The 18,264-nt window shown below is 62.3% G+C and carries 17 protein-coding genes and 1 pseudogene; 7 read left to right on the top strand and 11 right to left on the bottom strand.

Annotated features, from left to right (window positions below; translation table 11 throughout):
• Positions 1-6: 6 nt before the first annotated feature.
• Positions 7-1,284: an acetyl-CoA C-acetyltransferase gene (locus tag ACIPZC_RS23350; protein ID WP_400629802.1), complete on the top strand. Its 1,278-nt coding sequence runs from the start codon at positions 7-9 to the stop codon at positions 1,282-1,284.
• A gap of 70 nt (positions 1,285-1,354) precedes the next feature.
• Complete coding sequence (locus ACIPZC_RS23345) at positions 1,355-2,134, top strand: helix-turn-helix transcriptional regulator (RefSeq protein WP_241806159.1); 780 nt, start codon at positions 1,355-1,357, stop codon at positions 2,132-2,134.
• Between the two features lie 56 nt (positions 2,135-2,190).
• On the opposite strand, the gene ACIPZC_RS23340 is transcribed toward ACIPZC_RS23345, so the two are convergent.
• The 5 genes and pseudogenes from ACIPZC_RS23340 to ACIPZC_RS23320 all read right to left on the bottom strand — a co-directional run bounded on the left by ACIPZC_RS23340 (position 2,191) and on the right by ACIPZC_RS23320 (position 7,539).
• Positions 2,191-2,919 carry a methyl-accepting chemotaxis protein gene (locus tag ACIPZC_RS23340; protein ID WP_400629869.1) on the bottom strand — a complete coding sequence of 243 codons (729 nt, stop codon included), beginning with the start codon at positions 2,917-2,919 and terminating at the stop codon, positions 2,191-2,193.
• A 129-nt stretch (positions 2,920-3,048) separates the two neighbouring features.
• Positions 3,049-3,981: pseudogene (locus ACIPZC_RS23335) on the bottom strand (sensor histidine kinase); the annotation flags it as partial.
• Between the two features lie 318 nt (positions 3,982-4,299).
• The gene (gene cueR / locus ACIPZC_RS23330; protein ID WP_241806157.1) at positions 4,300-4,704 is read right to left on the bottom strand and encodes a Cu(I)-responsive transcriptional regulator; all 405 of its coding nucleotides are present in this window, start codon (positions 4,702-4,704) and stop codon (positions 4,300-4,302) included.
• Positions 4,701-7,100, bottom strand: coding sequence for a heavy metal translocating P-type ATPase (locus tag ACIPZC_RS23325; RefSeq protein ID WP_400629799.1), 2,400 nt, complete (start codon positions 7,098-7,100; stop codon positions 4,701-4,703). Before ACIPZC_RS23325 ends, cueR begins: the two co-directional genes overlap by 4 nt.
• A gap of 52 nt (positions 7,101-7,152) precedes the next feature.
• Positions 7,153-7,539, bottom strand: coding sequence for a hypothetical protein (locus ACIPZC_RS23320; RefSeq protein ID WP_241806155.1), 387 nt, complete (start codon positions 7,537-7,539; stop codon positions 7,153-7,155).
• 144 nt (positions 7,540-7,683) lie between these two features.
• Here ACIPZC_RS23320 and ACIPZC_RS23315 point away from each other — a divergent pair, with 144 nt between their 5' ends.
• Together ACIPZC_RS23315 and ACIPZC_RS23310 are read left to right on the top strand one after the other, a co-directional pair.
• Positions 7,684-7,881 (top strand): heavy-metal-associated domain-containing protein, encoded by a 198-nt coding sequence (locus ACIPZC_RS23315; RefSeq protein WP_241806154.1) that lies wholly within the window; start codon positions 7,684-7,686, stop codon positions 7,879-7,881.
• A 108-nt stretch (positions 7,882-7,989) separates the two neighbouring features.
• A complete protein-coding gene (locus ACIPZC_RS23310; protein WP_400629796.1) occupies positions 7,990-9,171 on the top strand; it encodes a multidrug effflux MFS transporter in 1,182 nt (393 codons plus the stop codon).
• Here the strand turns inward: ACIPZC_RS23310 and ACIPZC_RS23305 are convergent.
• Positions 9,122-9,319, bottom strand: coding sequence for a hypothetical protein (locus ACIPZC_RS23305; RefSeq protein WP_400629794.1), 198 nt, complete (start codon positions 9,317-9,319; stop codon positions 9,122-9,124). The two genes, ACIPZC_RS23310 and ACIPZC_RS23305, sit on opposite strands and share 50 nt — an antisense overlap.
• A gap of 489 nt (positions 9,320-9,808) precedes the next feature.
• On the opposite strand from ACIPZC_RS23305, the gene ACIPZC_RS23300 reads away from it, so the two are divergent.
• Entirely contained in the window at positions 9,809-10,516 is a 708-nt protein-coding gene (locus ACIPZC_RS23300; protein ID WP_241806151.1) for a helix-turn-helix transcriptional regulator, read from the top strand.
• Positions 10,517-10,534: 18 nt separating this feature from the next.
• Here the strand turns inward: ACIPZC_RS23300 and ACIPZC_RS23295 are convergent, their stop codons facing one another.
• The 5 genes from ACIPZC_RS23295 to ACIPZC_RS23275 form a co-directional block, all read right to left on the bottom strand.
• Positions 10,535-11,482 (bottom strand): adenosine deaminase, encoded by a 948-nt coding sequence (locus ACIPZC_RS23295; protein ID WP_267818949.1) that lies wholly within the window; start codon positions 11,480-11,482, stop codon positions 10,535-10,537.
• 106 nt (positions 11,483-11,588) lie between these two features.
• Positions 11,589-12,275, bottom strand: coding sequence for an SDR family oxidoreductase (locus ACIPZC_RS23290; protein WP_400629791.1), 687 nt, complete (start codon positions 12,273-12,275; stop codon positions 11,589-11,591).
• 362 nt (positions 12,276-12,637) lie between these two features.
• Complete coding sequence (locus tag ACIPZC_RS23285; protein WP_241806148.1) at positions 12,638-13,222, bottom strand: YigZ family protein; 585 nt, start codon at positions 13,220-13,222, stop codon at positions 12,638-12,640.
• Between the two features lie 9 nt (positions 13,223-13,231).
• A complete protein-coding gene (locus tag ACIPZC_RS23280) occupies positions 13,232-13,894 on the bottom strand; it encodes a TetR/AcrR family transcriptional regulator (protein ID WP_241806147.1) in 663 nt (220 codons plus the stop codon).
• A gap of 90 nt (positions 13,895-13,984) precedes the next feature.
• The gene (locus tag ACIPZC_RS23275; RefSeq protein WP_267818940.1) at positions 13,985-14,902 is read right to left on the bottom strand and encodes a LysR family transcriptional regulator; all 918 of its coding nucleotides are present in this window, start codon (positions 14,900-14,902) and stop codon (positions 13,985-13,987) included.
• A 118-nt stretch (positions 14,903-15,020) separates the two neighbouring features.
• Here ACIPZC_RS23275 and ACIPZC_RS23270 point away from each other — a divergent pair, with 118 nt between their 5' ends.
• Complete coding sequence (locus ACIPZC_RS23270) at positions 15,021-16,367, top strand: aspartate aminotransferase family protein (protein ID WP_267818938.1); 1,347 nt, start codon at positions 15,021-15,023, stop codon at positions 16,365-16,367.
• Positions 16,368-16,440: 73 nt separating this feature from the next.
• Positions 16,441-17,934 (top strand): CoA-acylating methylmalonate-semialdehyde dehydrogenase, encoded by a 1,494-nt coding sequence (locus tag ACIPZC_RS23265; protein ID WP_241806144.1) that lies wholly within the window; start codon positions 16,441-16,443, stop codon positions 17,932-17,934.
• Positions 17,935-18,264 lie beyond the last annotated feature (330 nt).

Here is an 18,264-nt window from a genome sequence, read left to right as displayed (position 1 = left end):
CTACGCATGCGTTCACTTCGCCGGGTCGCGATTCTGGGCGGCAACCGAATACCTTTCGCCCGCTCCAACGGCACCTACGCCACTGTCAGCAACCAGGCAATGCTCACGGCCACGCTGGAGGGGCTGACAGAACGCTACCGCCTGCACGGTTTGCGCCTGGGTGAAGTCGTGGCCGGTGCGGTGCTCAAGCATTCTCGCGACATGAGCCTGACGCGCGAATGTGTGCTGGGTTCGCGGCTCTCGCCACAGACGCCGGCCTACGATATTCAGCAGGCTTGCGGCACCGGGCTGGAGGCGGCCTTGCTGGTGGCCAACAAGATTGCCCTTGGGCAGATCGACAGCGGTATCGCCGGTGGCGTCGACACCACTTCCGATGCCCCGATCGGGGTCAATGAGGGGCTGCGGCGCATCTTGCTGCAGGCCAACCGTGGCAAGACCCTGGGCGAGCGGCTAAAGCCGTTCCTACAACTGCGCCCGGGGCATCTGAAGCCCGAGTTGCCGCGCAATGGCGAACCGCGTACCGGGTTGTCGATGGGCGAGCATTGCGAGCGCATGGCCCAGGCCTGGCAGATTGACCGCGCCGAGCAGGACGAATTGGCGCTGCTTAGCCATCAGCATCTGGCAGCGGCCTATGCCGAGGGTTGGCAGGATGACCTGCTGACACCCTTTCTGGGCCTCACGCGCGACAACAACCTGCGGCCGGACTTGACCCTCGAGCAGTTGAGCAAGCTCAAGCCCGCCTTCGACCGCAGCGGCGTGGGCACACTCACAGCGGGCAATTCCACACCGCTGACCGATGGTGCGTCGCTGGTGCTGCTGGGCACGGAGGAGTGGGCGCAGGCACAGGGCCTGCCGGTGCTGGCCTATCTGGTCGATGGCGAGACGGCTGCGGTGGACTTCGTCAAAGGGCAGGAAGGGCTGCTGATGGCGCCGGCCTATGCGGTACCGCGGCTTCTGGCGCGCAATGGCCTTAGCCTTCAGGACTTCGATTATTACGAGATCCATGAGGCATTCGCTGCCCAGGTGCTGTGCACGCTCAAAGCCTGGGAGAGTGCCGAGTACTGCCGCGAGCGGCTGGGGCTGGAGGCGCCGCTGGGCGCGATCGATCGGAGCAAGCTCAACGTCAAGGGCAGCTCATTGGCGGCAGGGCACCCGTTCGCGGCGACCGGGGGGCGGATCCTGGCCAACCTGGCCAAACTGCTGGCGACGGCGGGGAAGGGGCGCGGCTTGATTTCGATCTGCGCGGCGGGCGGGCAAGGGGTGACAGTGATCGTCGAGCGGTGACCGCCTGTTGGGCTGCAGGGTGCCGGTAGGCGGTGTTAGGCTTGTCTGGTCAGAACCACAAGAACTCACTATGCCGAGTATCGGACACCCCCGCGCCATTCCAGCCCTGGTCCATTTGCCCAGGCCGCTCTATGCCCGTGCTGAAAGCCTGGGGGCCGGCTCCTGGACCACTCGCCACAGCCACGACTGGGTGCAGTTTTCCTATGCGATCAGCGGTGTGCTGGGTGTCTACACGCGTGATGGCAGCTATTTCGCCCCACCGCAATGGGGTGTGTGGATTCCTGCCGACGCTGAACACGAAGTGGTGACCTCCGGACGGGCGGAAATGCGCAGCCTGTACATTCGCCGCGACGCTTGCCCTTGGGCTTCGGCGCAGTGCCGGGTGTTGGAAGTGACACCGCTGGCGCGTGAGTTGATCAAGCAGTTCTGTGTTTTCCCACCGCACTATCCCGAAGGCGATAGCGTCGAAGGCCGCTTGGTCTCGGTGCTGCTCGACCAGCTTCGTACTTTGCCTGAAGTGGGGTTCTCCCTGCCGCTGCCCCGGCATGCCGGCTTGCTGGCGCTGTGCAACAGCTTGATTGCCGCGCCGGATCAGGTGCAAACCTTGCAGCAGTGGGCCGGCCAATTGCAGTGCTCGGAAAAGACCCTGATGCGCCTTTTTCAGCGCGAGACGGGGTTGAGCTTTCGCAACTGGCGTCAACGCATGCGGTTATTGTCGTCGCTGGCGTTGCTGGAGACGGGGGCGAGTGTGACTGACGCGGCGCTGGGCTGCGGCTATGACTCGACGTCGGCCTACATCGCCGCCTTCAAGCAATTGTTTGGCTCTACACCGGGTGAGTTGACGTTGTAGCGGGGGGGCCGGCCTCTTCTCGGGGAACCTGCGAAGAGGCCGGTGCAGCCTGCCGGTCAGGTGCGGAAGCGTCGTACCAGCGAATCCAGCTCATTGGACAACCCGGCCAGGCTTTCCGAGTCCTGCCGCGCCGCCTGCGCCAGGTCGGCCACCAACTGCGCATCACCGTGGATCTGGCTGATATGGCGGTTGATGTCTTCGGCAACCTGGTGCTGTTCTTCTGCCGCGGTGGCGATTTGCGTGTTCATGTCGCGGATGATGTCCACCGACTCGCGTATCTGGCCAAAGCTGTCGCGGGCCAGGCCAATGCGGTTGACCGACTGCTGCGACACTTCCAGGCTGGCATGCATCTGCTCGGCCACTTCGGCGGTACGGCTGGCCAGGTTGCCAAGCAGCCCATCGATTTCAGCCGTCGAGTCGGCGGTGCGCTTGGCCAGCGCCCGGACCTCGTCGGCCACTACCGCAAACCCGCGGCCCTGTTCGCCGGCGCGGGCGGCTTCGATCGCGGCATTGAGCGCCAGTAGGTTGGTCTGTTCGGCAATCGAGCGAATGGTGCCGAGGATCGACTGAATGGCATTGCTGTCGCGCTCCAATTGCTGGATCGACTGGGCCGATTGCTCGATCTCCTGGCTCAGCCGGTCGACACTGTTGACGGCCGCATCGATCTGCTGCTGGCCTTCGCGGGCCTGTTGCTGGCCGCTGTCGGCCGACTGCGCGGCCTGGCTGCAGGAGCGGGCAACCTCGTTGGCGGTGGCGACCATTTCGTGGAATGCGGTGGAGACCATGTCCACTGCTTCGCGCTGGCGCCCGGCGGCCTCGGCCATGTCGCTGGAGACCTGAGTGGAGCTGGTGGAGGTGCTGAGGATCTTGCTCGCCGCCGAGCCGATATGCTGGATCAGGCTGCGGATGGCGCCGAGGAACTGGTTGAACCAACCGGCCAGTTGCGCGGTTTCATCACGGCCACGGACTTCCAGGTTGCGGGTCAGGTCGCCTTCGCCCTGGGCGATGTCCTCCAGGCCACTGGAAACACTGTTGATGGGGCGTACGATGAGTTTGGCGAACGTGGCGCCGACCACAGCGAACAGCGCAGCCAGCACCAGCGCGACGCCGCCGATGAGCCAGGTGAGGCGGGTGGTGGTCTGCATCACTTCGCTTTGTTGGATCAGGCCTATGAAGGTCCAACCGAGTTTTTCGTCGGGGTAGACGTTGGCCATGTAGCGCACGCCGCCGATTTCGACCTCAGCCAAGCCCTTGCCGGCTTTGGCCAGCTCGGCATAACCGTCGCCGAAGCTGGCCAGCTGTTTGAAATTGTGACTGGCATCGCGTGGGTCGACCATCACGTTACCGTTGTTTTCCATGAGAATCAGGTAGCCGCTTTCGCCTAGTTTGATCTGCTGGACGATTTCGGTCAGGCCCTTGAGCGATACGTCGATGTTGACCACGCCACCGGGGCTGCCCAGTTGGTTGGCAACGGTGCGCACGGTGCTGACCAGTACGGCATCGTCGCCGGCCCAGTAGTAGGGGGCGGTGCGCAGGGTCTTGCCAGGGTTGGCCATGGCCGCCTGGTACCAGGGGCGGGTGCGCGGGTCGTAGTTGCTCATGTTCGGATCGCCTGGCCAGAAGGCGTAGCCGCCGTCTTGCAGGCCATAGGACACGTAGGCGTAGTCCGGGTGGCTTTTGGCCAGGCGCGTGAACAGTTCGTACAGTGTCTTGTCCTGTTCGCTGGGGGTGATTTGCGCAGCGTCGGCGCTGATGTGTTTCTTGACGTTGTCGCCGCTACCGGTGACCTGGGGGAGGCTGGCCAGGTAGTCGACGTTTTGGGTGATGCCCTGGAAAAACAGGTTCATCGCGTTACTGACCTGGCGGATTTCCCGGCTGCTGCCGTCAAGAAAATCGTCGCGGGCTTCGCCGCGCAGGTTGATGACCACCAAGGTGGCTACGAGGACGATGGGCAGTGCGGCGATGACCGCGAATGCCCAGGTCAGTTTCTGTTTGATGTTCATCGACGCTCCCGGAATTTATTTTTTTCGACACGCGAGGCAGGTAGAAACTGTATCGGCGGCGTCCGGGTTTTTTTGAGTGAAAATGCCCGTATTTATTGGGCAAAGGCGCATTTGGCGACTATTCGGTCGGCTCCAGGCTAATATGGCATACCAAGCGTGGGCTCAACTGCAGCATTCACTCCCTTTTGCGAGATCTTTGAGAATCGGGCAGTCAGGCCGGTCATTGCCTTTGCAGTGCGCTACCAGTTCGCTCAAGGTGTCACGCAGGCTGGCCAGTTCCTCGATACGCCGGTTCAGCTCATCGATGTGTTGCAGCGCCAGCGCCTTCACGTCGGCGCTGGCGCGCTGCCGGTCCTGCCACAGGGTCAGCAGCTTGCCCACCTCTTCCAGGGAAAACCCCAGGTCGCGTGAGCGCTTGATGAAGGCAAGGCTGTGCAGGTCCTCTGGCTGGTACAGGCGGTACCCGCTGTCGCTGCGGGTGGCCGGCTTGAGCAGGCCTATTGCTTCGTAATAGCGGATCATCTTGGTGCTGAGCCCGCTGCGGCGGGCGGCCTGGCCGATATTCATGGGGCCTCCTGCGAGGTGCTGGTGGGTTTCCAGGTCTTGAGCCACAAGGCGTTGCTCACCACGCTGACGCTGGACAACGCCATGGCGGCGCCGGCCACTACTGGGTTCAGATAACCCAGCGCGGCCAGCGGGATGCCGATGAGGTTGAAGATGAATGCCCAGAACAGATTCTGGCGGATTTTCGCATAGGTCTTGCGGCTGATTTCCAGGGCGGCAGGCACCAGGCGCGGGTCACCACGCATCAGCGTGATACCGGCAGCCTGCATGGCCACGTCGGTGCCGCCCCCCATGGCGATGCCGATATCGGCGGCGGCAAGCGCTGGGGCGTCGTTGATACCGTCGCCGACCATCGCCACTACACCACCCTTTTTCAGCTCGGCTACCGTGGCGGCCTTGTCGGCCGGGAGCACTTCGGCATGTACATCGTCGATGCCGAGGGTGTCGGCGACCACCTTGGCGCTACCGCGATTGTCGCCGGTCAACAGGTGGGTGCTGATATGGCGCTGGTGCAGGGCTGAGATAGCCTGTTCGGCACCTGGCTTGAGGCTGTCGCCGAAGGCGAACAACCCTAGCACGCGAGGCTGTGGGCCCCGTTCAATCAGCCAGGACAGGGTACGGCCTTCGGCTTCCCAGGCCTGTGCTTGTGTGGCGAGGGCGCCGGGTTGCAGGTTGCATTCGTCGAGCAGGCGCCGGTTGCCCAAGGCCAGGTCACGGCCTTGCACCTGGCCAGCGATACCGCGGCCGGTAAGGGACTGGCTGCCGGTTACCGTAGGCACCTCCAGCCCCTGCCCGGTGCAGGCATCGAGTACTGCCTTCGCCAAGGGGTGTTCGCTGCCCCGTTGCAGGGCAGCGGCCAAGCGAAGCATTTCAGCTTTCTCACCGACCAGTGCCTGGCTGTGGACAACGCGCGGGCTGCCAGAGGTGAGCGTACCGGTTTTGTCGAACACCACGCGGTTCACTGCATGGGCGCGCTCCAGTGCCTCGACGTCCTTGATCAGGATGCCGTGGCGCGCGGCAACGCCTGTGCCCGCCATGATCGCGGCAGGTGTGGCCAGGCCAAGGGCGCAAGGGCAGGCAATCACCAGCACGGCGACGGCATTGATCAGCGCAGTCTGCAGCGGCGCGCCGGCCAGTGACCAGCCGATCAGGGTCAGCAGTGCGATCAACAGCACGGCCGGCACGAAGATCTGGCTGACCCGGTCTACCAGTTTCTGGATGGGCGCCTTGGCAGCCTGGGCATCTTCGACCAGGCGGATGATGCGGGCCAGCACGGTTTCTGTACCCAACGCCCGGGTACGCACCAGCAGCCGGCCCTCGCCGTTGATCGCGCCGCCGGTAACGCTATCGCCCGGTTGCTTGGGCACTGGCAGGCTCTCGCCGCTGATCAGGGCTTCGTCGGCGTGGCTGGTGCCTTCTTCCACTTCACCATCGACCGGGAAGCGCTCCCCTGGCTTGACCAGCACCAGGTCACCGAGCTGCAATCGGGCAATTGCAACGTCTTCTTCGTGGCCATCGACCACCCTTACTGCGCGCTCTGGGCGCAGCGCCTCGAGGGCACGGATGGCGCTGGCGGTCTGGCGTTTGGCGCGGCTTTCAAGGTACTTGCCCAACAACACCAGGGCGATCACCACCGCCGACGCCTCGAAGTACAGGTGCGGGGCCATCCCGACCGGTGCCTTGGCCCATTGGTACAAGCTAAGGCCGTAACCGGCACTGGTGCCCAGCGCGACCAGCAGGTCCATATTGCCGGCGCCAGCGCGCACAGCCTTGTAGGCCGCCACATAAAAGCGTGCACCAAGGATGAACTGCACGGGGGTGGCCAGCGCGAATTGCGCCCACGCCGGCAACATCCAGTGCACACCAAAGGGTTGCAGCAGCATCGGCAACACCAGGGGCAGGGCCAACACAAGGGCGGCGCCTACGGCCAGACGTTCGTTGCGCAGTCGGCGCTGGACGGCTTGCTGATCGTTGTCGGCCGGCAGCGGCAGGCTGGCACCGTAGCCGGCCTTTTCGACCGCGCCGAGCAACAGGTTGTCATCAAGGCCCTGCAGCACCTGAAGGTGGGCACGTTCGTTGGCAAGGTTGACACTCACCTGCTCAACGCCCGGTAGTTTACCGAGTGCGCGCTCGACACGGCCGACGCAACTGGCGCATGTCATGCCCTCGATCCGTAGCTCCAGGGTGCGGGTCGGTACCTGGTACCCGGCGCTGCGCACGGCCTCGACCAGGGCCGGCAGGCTGCCGGCCGGGGCTTGGACCCTGGCCTGTTCGTTGGCGAGGTTGACGCTGACCTTTTCAGCGCCATTGACCTTGCGCAGCGCGCGCTCGACGCGGCCAGCACAGCTGGCGCAGGTCATGCCGGAGATCGGCAGGTCGAATGAAGTGGATGCGGGCATGGCTCTCCTCCTTGGACAGGCCACCAGCATCAACCTTGCCATGTGGGGAAGGTCAATAGTCCAGGCTGGCTCGCCTCAGTACCAGCCCATTGTGGCCCATGGCAATGCGGTACTTGTTGATCTGGCCCGCTTGCAGGGTCAGCCGAGTGCTACGCTGGTCTTCCAGGCCGGGCGCGCAGCCGGGCATCTGCCCCGGCAGCAGGCGCAAGCGCACGTCAACAGGGCCGGGCGGCAGGTTGAAGGAGGCCGACTGCTCCTGGAACACGCGCCCGGAGAGCTGGTCGTTCAGATAGACACCGATTTCGCAGCTGGTGGCCACTTCCAGGCGTTCGCGTGAAATGATCAGCACGCTGTAGTCCGAGTTGCCTTCGGCGCTTGCCGGTGGCACTGCTGCCAGCGTGCCCAATAGCCCGACAACGCCCACTGCTGTCCTGAACATGAAGAATCTCCTGCTTGCCGAATCGTAAAGGCGCAGCTTGGCCGAGGTTGGTAGGGATTTCCAGCCCGGCCGTTCGATGCAGAACTTGACCTTGCCCCGATGGCAAGCTTGAAACTGCGCCAAACCCTGAAGGAGGCAACACCCATGCAAGTGTTCAACGTACAAGGCATGACCTGTGGCCATTGCGTCAAGGCGGTCACCCGCGCGGTGCAGGACCAGGATGCGAGCGCCAAGGTCGAGGTCGATCTGGCCGGCAGGCAGGTGCGTGTGCAGAGCGCTCTGGCTGCTGAGCAGTTGCTGGCAGCGATTCGTGAAGAGGGCTACCAGGCCGACGTGGCCTGAAGTCGAATGGGCCGCTTCTGCGGCCCTGTTTTGTTGCAAATGTTTTCATGCTGATGGCGTCGCTTGCAGGTAGACTTACGCACTTGCTTAGCCTGCTATGGATTCCTGATGAACCTGCGAATGGTGCTGATCCTGGGCGCACTCAGTGCGTTCGGGCCCCTTGCGATCGACTTTTACCTGCCCGCCTTCCCGGCCATGGCGCAGGCGTTCGCCACCGACGAAAAACACGTCCAGACCACGCTGGCCGCCTACTTCCTCGGCCTGTCGCTCGGGCAACTGGCGTATGGGCCGGTGGCCGATCGCTTTGGCCGGCGCAAGCCGCTGCTGTTTGGCGTCACGCTGTTTACCCTGGCGTCGTTGGCCTGCGCCTACGCGCCAAACCTGGACACGCTGATCCTGGCGCGCTTCGTCCAGGCGCTGGGCGGCTGCGCCGGAATGGTGTTGTCACGGGCCATCGTCAGTGACAAGTGCGACCCGGTGGCCTCGGCCAAAGTGTTCTCACAACTGATGCTGGTGATGGGGTTGGCGCCAATTCTTGCACCGATGCTCGGCGGCGTACTGGTGAACCTGGCGGGTTGGCAGTCGATTTTCCTGACATTGAGCCTGTTCAGTGCTGCTTGCTTGCTGGCGGTCGGCCTGGGGTTGCCAGAGAGCTTACCTGCGCACATGCCGCGCCAGCCGTTGTCGGGCGCTTTGCGTCAATACCTTCGGTTGTTGGCTGACCGCACGTTCTTTGGCCATGCATTGACCGGAGGGATCGCCATCGCGGGTATGTTTGCCTACATCGCCGGTTCACCGTTCGTGTTCATTAAGCTCTACGGTGTGCCGGCCGAGCACTACGGCTGGTTGTTCGGTACCAATGCGGCAGGTTTCATCCTGGTGGCGCAGATCAACGCGCGTCTGCTGGCAAAGCGTGGGCCGGCCTTCCTGCTGGTGCGTGCAGTCTGGCTGTACCTGGCTGCGGGGCTGGTGTTGCTCGGTGTGGCAGCGCTGCGCCCAGCTGAACTATGGCCATTGCTGGTGCCGCTGTTCATCTGCATCGCCAGCCTGGGTTGCATCATCCCCAATGCTTCGGCGTGCGCCATGAGCGGCCAGGGCGCACGCGCCGGTAGCGCCTCGGCCTTGATGGGCTGCCTGCAATTCAGCGTCGCCGCAGGCGCGGCGGCGCTGGTCAGCCTGCTGCACGATGGCAGTGCAGTGCCCATGGCGTTGGTAATCAGCCTGTGCGGGGCGCTGGTGGTCAGTGTTGCGCTGTTGACCCGGCGCTTGCAGGCCACGCCTGCGGCTTGAGTGGGTGAGGCGCGCGCAGACGAGCTTCCAGTGTGACGACGAAGGCGCGTGCTTCTGCTTCGCTGCGAAAGCTCACCACATGCTGGTCAAGCCTGACTTCCCAGGGGCCGTTGGGGTTACGGTTAGACGCACTGACGATAATCTCCATCGCGGCATACCTCCGAAGGATGGGGAGAGCGGCTCAAGTGTAGCGCTGCGGTTGCGGGGTGCCAGGGTATGAGTGGGCGTCCTGACTGGCGGTCAGGGCATTTTCCGGCAGGGGCGTCAGACGCTTCCAGAGGCAATGGCTGGAGGGTGTAGAACCTTCACTTTTGTTTGCGCTATTTATGGAACGGCGCTGTCGGCAGAGTCTCTGCCCGCGCGGGGCCATTGTTCCTCGTGCGTCGTTTCTTCCCTTCTATTTCGCGGCCTGATGCCTGTCACCTAAAACTGACGCGGGGCCATTGGCCTATTCCAATCGGTCAAGGGTTGCCCTACCCATCCCTCTTTGACTCCCCTGGGCTGTCTGCGCGGCTGCCGGACGGGCCGTTCATGCGGCTTATACTGACCCCGGTGCCAGGCCGGTAGCAGCTAGGGGGCCATCGGCGTTGCCAATGTTGGCCATTGGAATTCGGATCTTGCAGGGAGTTGAAGGGACATGAATACAGTCAGCAGTATCAGTCAGATTGCCGGCCTGATGGCCGACCCCAAGCGAAGCGCCATGTTGTGGGCGTTGATCGATGGCACGCCGCGACCGACCGATGAGCTGGCGATGATGGCTGGGTTGACGTCCTCCTCGGCCTGCGCCCACTTGTCATTGCTGTCGTCGGCAGGCCTGCTCAGGCTTGAGGCGCGCGGTCGCAAGCGTTACTTCCGGCTGGCGACGCCACAAGTGGGGGCGGCCGTGGAAGCCTTGGCCAGCGTGCAGCTGGGTACCGACCGGGGCGTGCAGGCCAAGCCGCTGCCAATGCCGATGTCGACGCGCCGGGCCCGTCGTTGCGGTGATCACCTGGGCGGCGAGCTGGCCGGTGAGCTCTATCATCGGTTGGTAGTAGCAGGCTGGCTGGAGGGCAGCGTGCACCAGATGATGGTCAGTGAGGAGGGCCGGGCGCAGTTGGCTGGCATTGGCGTCTATATCGATGCACTGGCGCCTCAGCAGCAGCGCGGTTGCGTGATCTGCCACTGTAATGAGTGGAGCGACCAGGGGCCTCATCTTGGCGGCAGCCTGGGGCAGGCCTTGCTCACGTTGTTCCTGCAGTCGGGATGGATACGCGAGGCGGAGAACACGCGGGCATTGCAGATCTCGGCACTGGGGATTCAACAGATCAATCGCATTGCCCGCGTTCCAGCGTTGCAAGTGGGGTAGCTGCAACGCCTTGCCCGGTCACACCAAGCGTGCGTCCAGGCTGTTCTGCGCGAGGCGGCGGGCCTGATCTTCAGTCATGCCCAGGTGGGTGTGCAAGGCGTGGAAGTTTTCGGTGACGTAGCCGCCGAAGTAGGCCGGGTCATCCGAGTTCACGGTCACCTTCACGCCGCGCTCGAGCATGTCGAGGATGTTGTGCTGGCTCATGTGATCGAACACACAGAGTTTGGTATTGGACAACGGGCACACGGTGAGTGGGATCTGCTCGTCGATGATGCGTTGCATCAGGCGTTCGTCTTCTATGGCGCGCACGCCATGGTCGATGCGCTTGATTTTCAGCAGGTCGAGGGCTTCCCAGATGTATTCGGGTGGGCCTTCCTCGCCAGCGTGGGCCACGGCGACGAAGCCTTCGCTGCGGGCACGGTCGAAGACACGCTGGAACTTGCTCGGCGGGTGGCCTTTCTCGGAGCTGTCCAGGCCGACCGCGATGAACGCGTCGCGGAACGGTAGGGCCTGGTCCAAGGTTTTCTGTGCTTCTTCTTCGCTCAGGTGGCGCAGGAAGCTGAGGATGAGGCCGCTGCTGATACCCAGTTGCTCGCGACCATCCTTGAGTGCCTGGTTGATACCATTGAGCACTACCTCGAACGGGATGCCGCGGTCGGTGTGGGTCTGCGGGTCGAAGAACGGCTCGGTGTGGATGACGTTCTGCGCCTTGCAGCGCAGCAGGTAGGCCCAGGTCAGGTCATAGAAGTCCTGCTCGCTGCGCAGCACGTCTGCACCCTGGTAATACAGGTCGAGGAATTCCTGCAAATTGTTGAAGGCGTAAGCGCTACGCAGGGCTTCGACGTCGTTCCAGGGCAGGGCGATCTTGTTGCGCTCGGCCAGGGCGAACAGCAACTCCGGCTCCAGTGAGCCTTCCAGGTGCAGGTGCAGTTCAGCCTTGGGCAGGGCGTTCAACCATTCATACATAGTGGGTGTTCTCAAATCAGGTACGGTTGCCGCCATTCTACAGGGCCAGGCCGGGTATTGCGCCCGGCCTGGCCTTGCATCGTTTCAACCACCGATCAGGTTCGACTCACCAGACGAGCGATTCGCCTTTGTAGTTGATGAAGCGCAGCCCGCCGTTGCCACTTTGCGCCTTGATCTGTTCGAGCATGCCCTGGGTACTGGTGAGCACGTCGATTTCGGCGTTCTCGCCGCCCATATCGGTCTTGACCCAGCCCGGGTGCATGGCCAATACGCAGAGGTCAGGCCGCTGCAGGTCGATCACGAAGCTGTTGATCATCGAGTTCAGCGCAGCCTTGCTCGCCTTGTAAAGGCAGACCTCGCCACCGTCGGGGATGGTCACGCTACCCAGGATCGAGCTCATGAACGCCAACACGCCCGAGCCTTCACGCACCTGGCCGGCAAGGCGCCGGGCAACGCGGATCGGCGCGACGGCGTTGGTCATGAACAGGTCGCCGATTTCATTGCGCTGTACGGTTTCCAAATCCTGCGGCAGCGGCCCCATGACACCGGCATTGATGAACACCAGGTCGAACACTTCGCCTTGCAGGCACTGCTTCAGGCCATCGAGCTGTGCGGTGTCGTTCATTTCCAGCTGTTCGACGCGTACCCCTGGCACGTTATCGAGAGCGCTGGGTTTTTGCGGGTCACGCACCGTGGCCGTGATGTTCCAGCCATCTTCGTGAAGGCGCTGCACCAGGCCAAGGCCAAGCCCGCGGGAGGCACCGATGATGAGGGCAGTTCTTGGAGTCGTCATAGGTACATTCCTGTCGCAGTAGGGAAAAGGATTTGAGCATACTGCAGACTGGCGTCATGCGCCGCATCACGAGTGGTCAAGAAATGATCAATGGTGTTTGGCCGTGCGTGCCCGGGGGCTTCGCTTGTTGGCTAACGGGTTATCCACAGGCTGTTCCACAGTTAATGTGCGCAAGATGCCAGGCGGCCTTGGTTATAGAGGGTTCATGACTGGGGATAACTCACCCAAGCTCAGCCGACCGAGCCTTTTATCGTACTATGATCAAAAAATGCTCAATGCTCTGCAGGCCATGAAGGGCGTGGCCTGCATCGGAGTGCCCCAAGCTTATCCACAGGCAGGCCCACAGTTGTTGTGGGCAAAGGTCAGTGGGCTTCCAAGAGGATGCGCCCGCGGCTGAGGTCGGCCAGTTGCTGTTGCAGCGCGCCGGTGTGCGCCTCGCCGACCGCAATGTGCAGGTCGACCCCATTGGCGGTGAACCGCTCTTCCAGCACGAGACCGTCGACTTCGGCCAGGCGCAGTTTGACCAGGGCCAGTTCGCTGAAGCTGCAGCTGCAGCTGTACTCGCTTCGTTGCACCAGCAGCCTTTTCGGCGCCTGCTGCAAGCACTTGTTGGCACCGCCACCATACGCCCGGGCCAGGCCGCCGGTGCCTAGCTGGATGCCCCCGTACCAGCGGATCACCAATACCACGACCTGGTCACAGTCCTGGGCTTCTATGGCAGCCAGGATTGGCCTGCCGGCCGTGCCGCCAGGTTCGCCATCATCGCTGCTGCGGTACTGCCCGCCCAGTTTCCAGGCCCAGCAGTTGTGGGTGGCAGCCAAGTCGCTATGGCGTTCGATGAAACTCATCGCCTCGGTGGCGCTGGATATCGGGCCGGCAAGGGTGATGAAGCGGCTCTTACGGATTTCCTCGCGAAACTCGCAGAGGTCGAGCAGGGTAGAAGGCATAAGTAGATGTCAGGCACTCGGCGTGATGCCGCACCCCTTGAGGATGATGTGGATAAGGTTGTTGCTCGCATCTTCCATGTCTTGCTTGGTCAGGCGGCTGCGGCCGGTAACCTGGCAGATCTGGGTGGCGAAGTCGGCATAGTGCTGGGTGCTGCCCCAGAGCAGGAATATCAGATGAACCGGGTCTACCGGGTCCATCTTGCCTGCTGCGATCCACGCCTCGAATACCGCCGCCCGGCCACGGAACCACTCGCGGTAGTCGGCGCTGAAGTACTCGGTCAGACAACTGCCGCCGCTGATCACCTCCATGGCGAATATCCGGGAAGCTTGCGGGTTGCGCCGGGAGAACTCCATCTTGGTGCGGATGTAATGGCTCAACGCAACGCCTGGATCGTCATCGACGCTCAAGGCGTTGAAGGTGCTGTCCCAGAGCTCGATGATGTTGCTCAACACGGCAATGTACAGGCCGAGCTTGTTGGTGAAGTAGTAATGCAGATTGGCCTTGGGCAAGCCGGCTTTGAGCGCAATGGTATTCATGCTTGTGCCCTTGAAGCCATGGCGGGCGAACTCGTCTTCGGCGGCCTGGATGATGGCCTGTTCGTTCTTCTGGCGGATGCGGCCGGCGGGCTTGCCCGAGGCGGAAAGGCGATGCGCAGGGACTTCTAGGGTCATGGACGATTCCGTACAGGTCTGTGGCAACGGATGTCGGACAAGATTACCTTCCTGCGCTCAAGTAACAAGCATTAGCGTCACAAGCAGGCATCAGCGTGTCGCAGCCAGGCTCTCGAGGAAGCTTTCCAGCACAAGATTCGGCCGTCGCCCTTTGCGGGTTACCCAGCTCAGGCTCAGGTCATAGAAGCGCTGTGAGGGCTTGAGGGCGCGCAGCCGGCCTTGCTGGACCCAGAACGTGGCGTAGTGGTCGGGCAGGTAGCCGATGTAGCGGCCGGTAAGGATCAGAAATGCCATGCCCTCACGGTCCGAGGCGCTGGCGGTGCAGTTCAGGGCCTGATAAAGCGCCTGGATTTCGGCGGGTAAACGGAAGGTCGGAGCGATCGCCTCCTGGCTGTTGAGGCGGGCTTCGTCGATCTGCTGATCGTCGGCATAGAACAGCGGGTGGCCGACCGCGCAATAGAGCAGCGAGCGTTCGCTGTACAGCGGCTGGTACTCAAGGCCCGATAGCGGGCTGGTTTGCGGCACCACGCCGACATGCAGGCTGCCATCGAGCACACCCTGCTCGACCTGGCTTGGGGCGATCATGCGGATCTGGATGCGTACCTCGGGGCCGCGATCCTTGAGCTCGGCCAATGCATGGGTGATGCGCATGTGCGGCAGGGTCACCAGGTTATCGGTCAGGCCGATGTTCAGTTCTCCGCGCAGGTGCTGGTGCAGGCCGTTGACTTCGGTGCGGAAGGTTTCCAGCGCGCTGAGCAGTTGCAGCGCCGAATGGTAGACCTCGCGGCCTTCCTCGGTCAGCGAAAAGCCGGCGCGGCCACGCTGGCACAGGCGCAGGCCCAAACGCTGTTCGAGGTCGTTCATCTGCTGGCTGATGGCTGAGCGGCCAATGCCAAGCACGTTTTCGGCAGCCGAGAAGCCGCCGCACTCTACTACGCTGCGGTAGATTTTCAGCAGGCGGATGTCGAAATCGCTGACTTGGGCGAGTGGGTCGGGGCGTCGGCTCATAAGTTTAGTCTTGCGCTACCTGAAGATTAGAAAAGTAGTCTTTTTCAGACTTTATCCACGTGCGAATTTAGCTGCAACAACATCCATCGTTGCCTATTCGTTTTTCGAGGAACCGCCGATGAACATGCCCGAAACCGCCCCTGCCGGTATCGCAAGCCAGCTCAAGCTGGATGCGCACTGGATGCCTTACACCGCCAACCGCAATTTCCATCGCGACCCACGCCTGATCGTGGCGGCCGAAGGTAATTATCTGGTCGATGACAAAGGGCGCAGGATCTTCGATGCCTTGTCGGGCCTTTGGACCTGCGGTGCCGGGCATACCCGCAAGGAAATCACCGAGGCGGTGGCGCGTCAGCTTGGAACGCTGGATTACTCGCCTGCTTTCCAGTTCGGTCATCCACTGTCGTTCCAGCTGGCCGAGAAGATCACCGCGCTGACCCCTGGCGACCTGAATCACGTCTTCTATACCAACTCCGGTTCCGAGTGCGCCGATACCGCGCTGAAGATGGTCCGTGCCTACTGGCGCCTGAAGGGCCAGGCCACCAAGACCAAAATCATTGGCCGAGCCCGCGGTTACCATGGCGTGAACATCGCCGGTACCAGCCTGGGTGGCGTAAACGGCAACCGCAAGATGTTTGGCCAGCTGCTGGACGTCGACCATTTGCCGCACACTGTGCTGCCGGTCAATGCCTTCTCCAAAGGCCTGCCGGAAGAGGGCGGCATCGCCCTGGCAGATGAGATGCTCAAGCTGATCGAACTGCACGATGCTTCGAACATCGCAGCTGTGATTGTCGAGCCGCTTGCAGGTTCGGCGGGTGTTCTGCCGCCGCCTAAGGGCTACCTGAAGCGCCTGCGTGAAATCTGCACCCAGCACAATATTCTGCTGATCTTCGACGAAGTGATCACCGGCTTCGGCCGTATGGGCGCCATGACCGGGTCCGAGGCCTTTGGCGTGACCCCTGACCTGATGTGCATCGCCAAGCAGGTCACCAATGGCGCCATTCCGATGGGCGCAGTGATCGCCAGCAGCGAGATCTACCAGACCTTCATGAACCAGCCGACCCCGGAATATGCTGTGGAATTCCCCCACGGCTACACCTACTCGGCCCACCCGGTTGCCTGTGCTGCGGGTATCGCCGCGCTCGATCTGCTGCAAAGGGAAAATCTGGTGCAGTCGGCCGCCGAACTGGCACCGCACTTCGAGAAGCTGCTGCACGGCGTCAAGGGCACCAAGAACATCGTCGACATCCGCAACTACGGCTTGGCCGGCGCGATCCAGATCGCGGCCCGGGATGGCGATGCCATTGTGCGTCCGTATGAAGCCGCGATGAAGCTGTGGCAAGCCGGTTTCTACGTACGCTTCGGCGGCGATACCCTGCAGTTCGGCCCAACCTTCAATACCCAGCCGCAGGAACTGGACCGCCTGTTCGACGCGGTCGGTGAGGCGCTGAACAAGATCGATTGATCTTTCTGATTCTGACGTAAGGCGCGCGAGCTGTTAGCGCGCCAGCATCAACCTTCTTTATCTGGAGTTTTGCATGAGCATTGTTCAGCACCTGATCCACGGCGAGCTGGTTTCCAAGGGCGAGCGCACCGCCGATGTCTTCAACCCGTCCACCGGCCAGGCCGTGCGCAAGGTCGAACTGGCCAGCCGCGCGACCGTGCAGGAAGCGATCGACTCTGCCAAGGCAGCCTTCCCTGCCTGGCGCAACACCCCCCCGGCCAAGCGCGCCCAGGTGATGTTCCGTTTCAAGCAGCTGCTGGAGCAGAACGAGGCACGTATCTCGCAGATGATCAGCGAAGAGCATGGCAAGACACTGGAAGATGCTGCAGGCGAACTGAAGCGCGGTATCGAGAACGTTGAGTTCGCCTGTGCGGCACCTGAGGTGCTCAAGGGTGAATACAGCCGTAACGTCGGCCCGAACATCGACGCCTGGTCCGACTTCCAGCCGCTGGGTGTGGTCGCCGGTATTACGCCGTTCAACTTCCCGGCCATGGTTCCCCTGTGGATGTACCCGTTGGCCATCGCTTGCGGTAACGCCTTTATCCTCAAACCGTCCGAGCGTGACCCAAGCTCTACCCTGTACATTGCCCAGTTGCTGCTGGAAGCCGGCCTACCCAAGGGCATCCTCAACGTGGTGCACGGTGACAAGGAAGCCGTGGACGCGCTGATCGAGGCGCCGGAAGTTAAAGCGCTGAGCTTTGTGGGTTCGACCCCGATCGCCGAGTACATTTATGCCGAAGGTACCAAGCGCGGCAAGCGCGTCCAGGCACTGGGCGGTGCGAAGAACCATGCAGTGCTGATGCCCGATGCCGACCTGGACAACGCGGTCAGCGCACTGATGGGCGCGGCCTACGGTTCGTGCGGCGAGCGTTGCATGGCAATTTCGGTGGCGGTGTGTGTGGGCGACCAGGTTGCCGATGCGCTGATCGCCAAGCTGGAGCCGCAGATCAAGGCGCTGAAGATCGGTGCTGGCACCTCTTGTGGCCTGGACATGGGGCCGCTGGTGACTGCGGCTGCCCGTGACAAGGTAGTGGGCTACATCGATGAGGGTGTTGCTGCTGGCGCCAGGCTGGTGGTGGATGGCCGTGGTTTGCGTGTGGCGGGTAATGAAGATGGCTACTTCGTGGGCGGCACTCTGTTCGACAAGGTGACGCCAGAAATGCGCATCTATAAAGAAGAGATCTTCGGCCCAGTGCTGTGCGTGGTGCGCGTGAACAGCCTGGAGCAGGCCATGCAACTGATCAACGATCACGAGTATGGTAACGGGACCTGCATCTTCACCCGTGATGGTGAAGCGGCACGCCTGTTCTGTGATGAGATCGAAGTGGGTATGGTTGGCGTGAACGTGCCGCTGCCGGTGCCGGTGGCCTACCACAGCTTTGGCGGCTGGAAGCGCTCGCTGTTTGGCGACCTGCATGCTTATGGGCCGGATGGCGTACGCTTCTATACCCGTCGCAAGGCGATTACCCAGCGGTGGCCACAGCGTGCGAGCCACGAGGCGTCGCAATTTGCCTTCCCTAGCCTTTAAGGTGTGAGAAGCGCAGCGGGGAGGCCGGCAGGCCTCCCCGCTTTGTTTTGCAGCGATTGTGAAGTTAATTGGAATTAAGCCTTGACGCGTTCTCGAATCCCCTTATAATGCGCCCCACTCCCAGCGTAGTCGGAACGAGAAACTCCTTGAAATTCAATGGGTTGCTTAATCCAGGTAGTGCTGGAGGTGCTTCGGTCATCTGATCGATAGTGGTTGAAATGGTGGTTGACAGCGTTTCTAAACGCTGTATTATTCGCCTCCCGCTACGAGAGATCGAAGCGAGCCAAGTGTTTGAAGCTAAACGAGTTTCTCGCAAAAACTTCAAAATAA

This window comes from Pseudomonas sp. NPDC089743 (assembly GCF_044748785.1).
Classification (GTDB): Bacteria; Pseudomonadota; Gammaproteobacteria; order Pseudomonadales; family Pseudomonadaceae; genus Aquipseudomonas; species Aquipseudomonas putida_X.
This window is presented reverse-complemented; position numbering and strand designations above follow the sequence as displayed.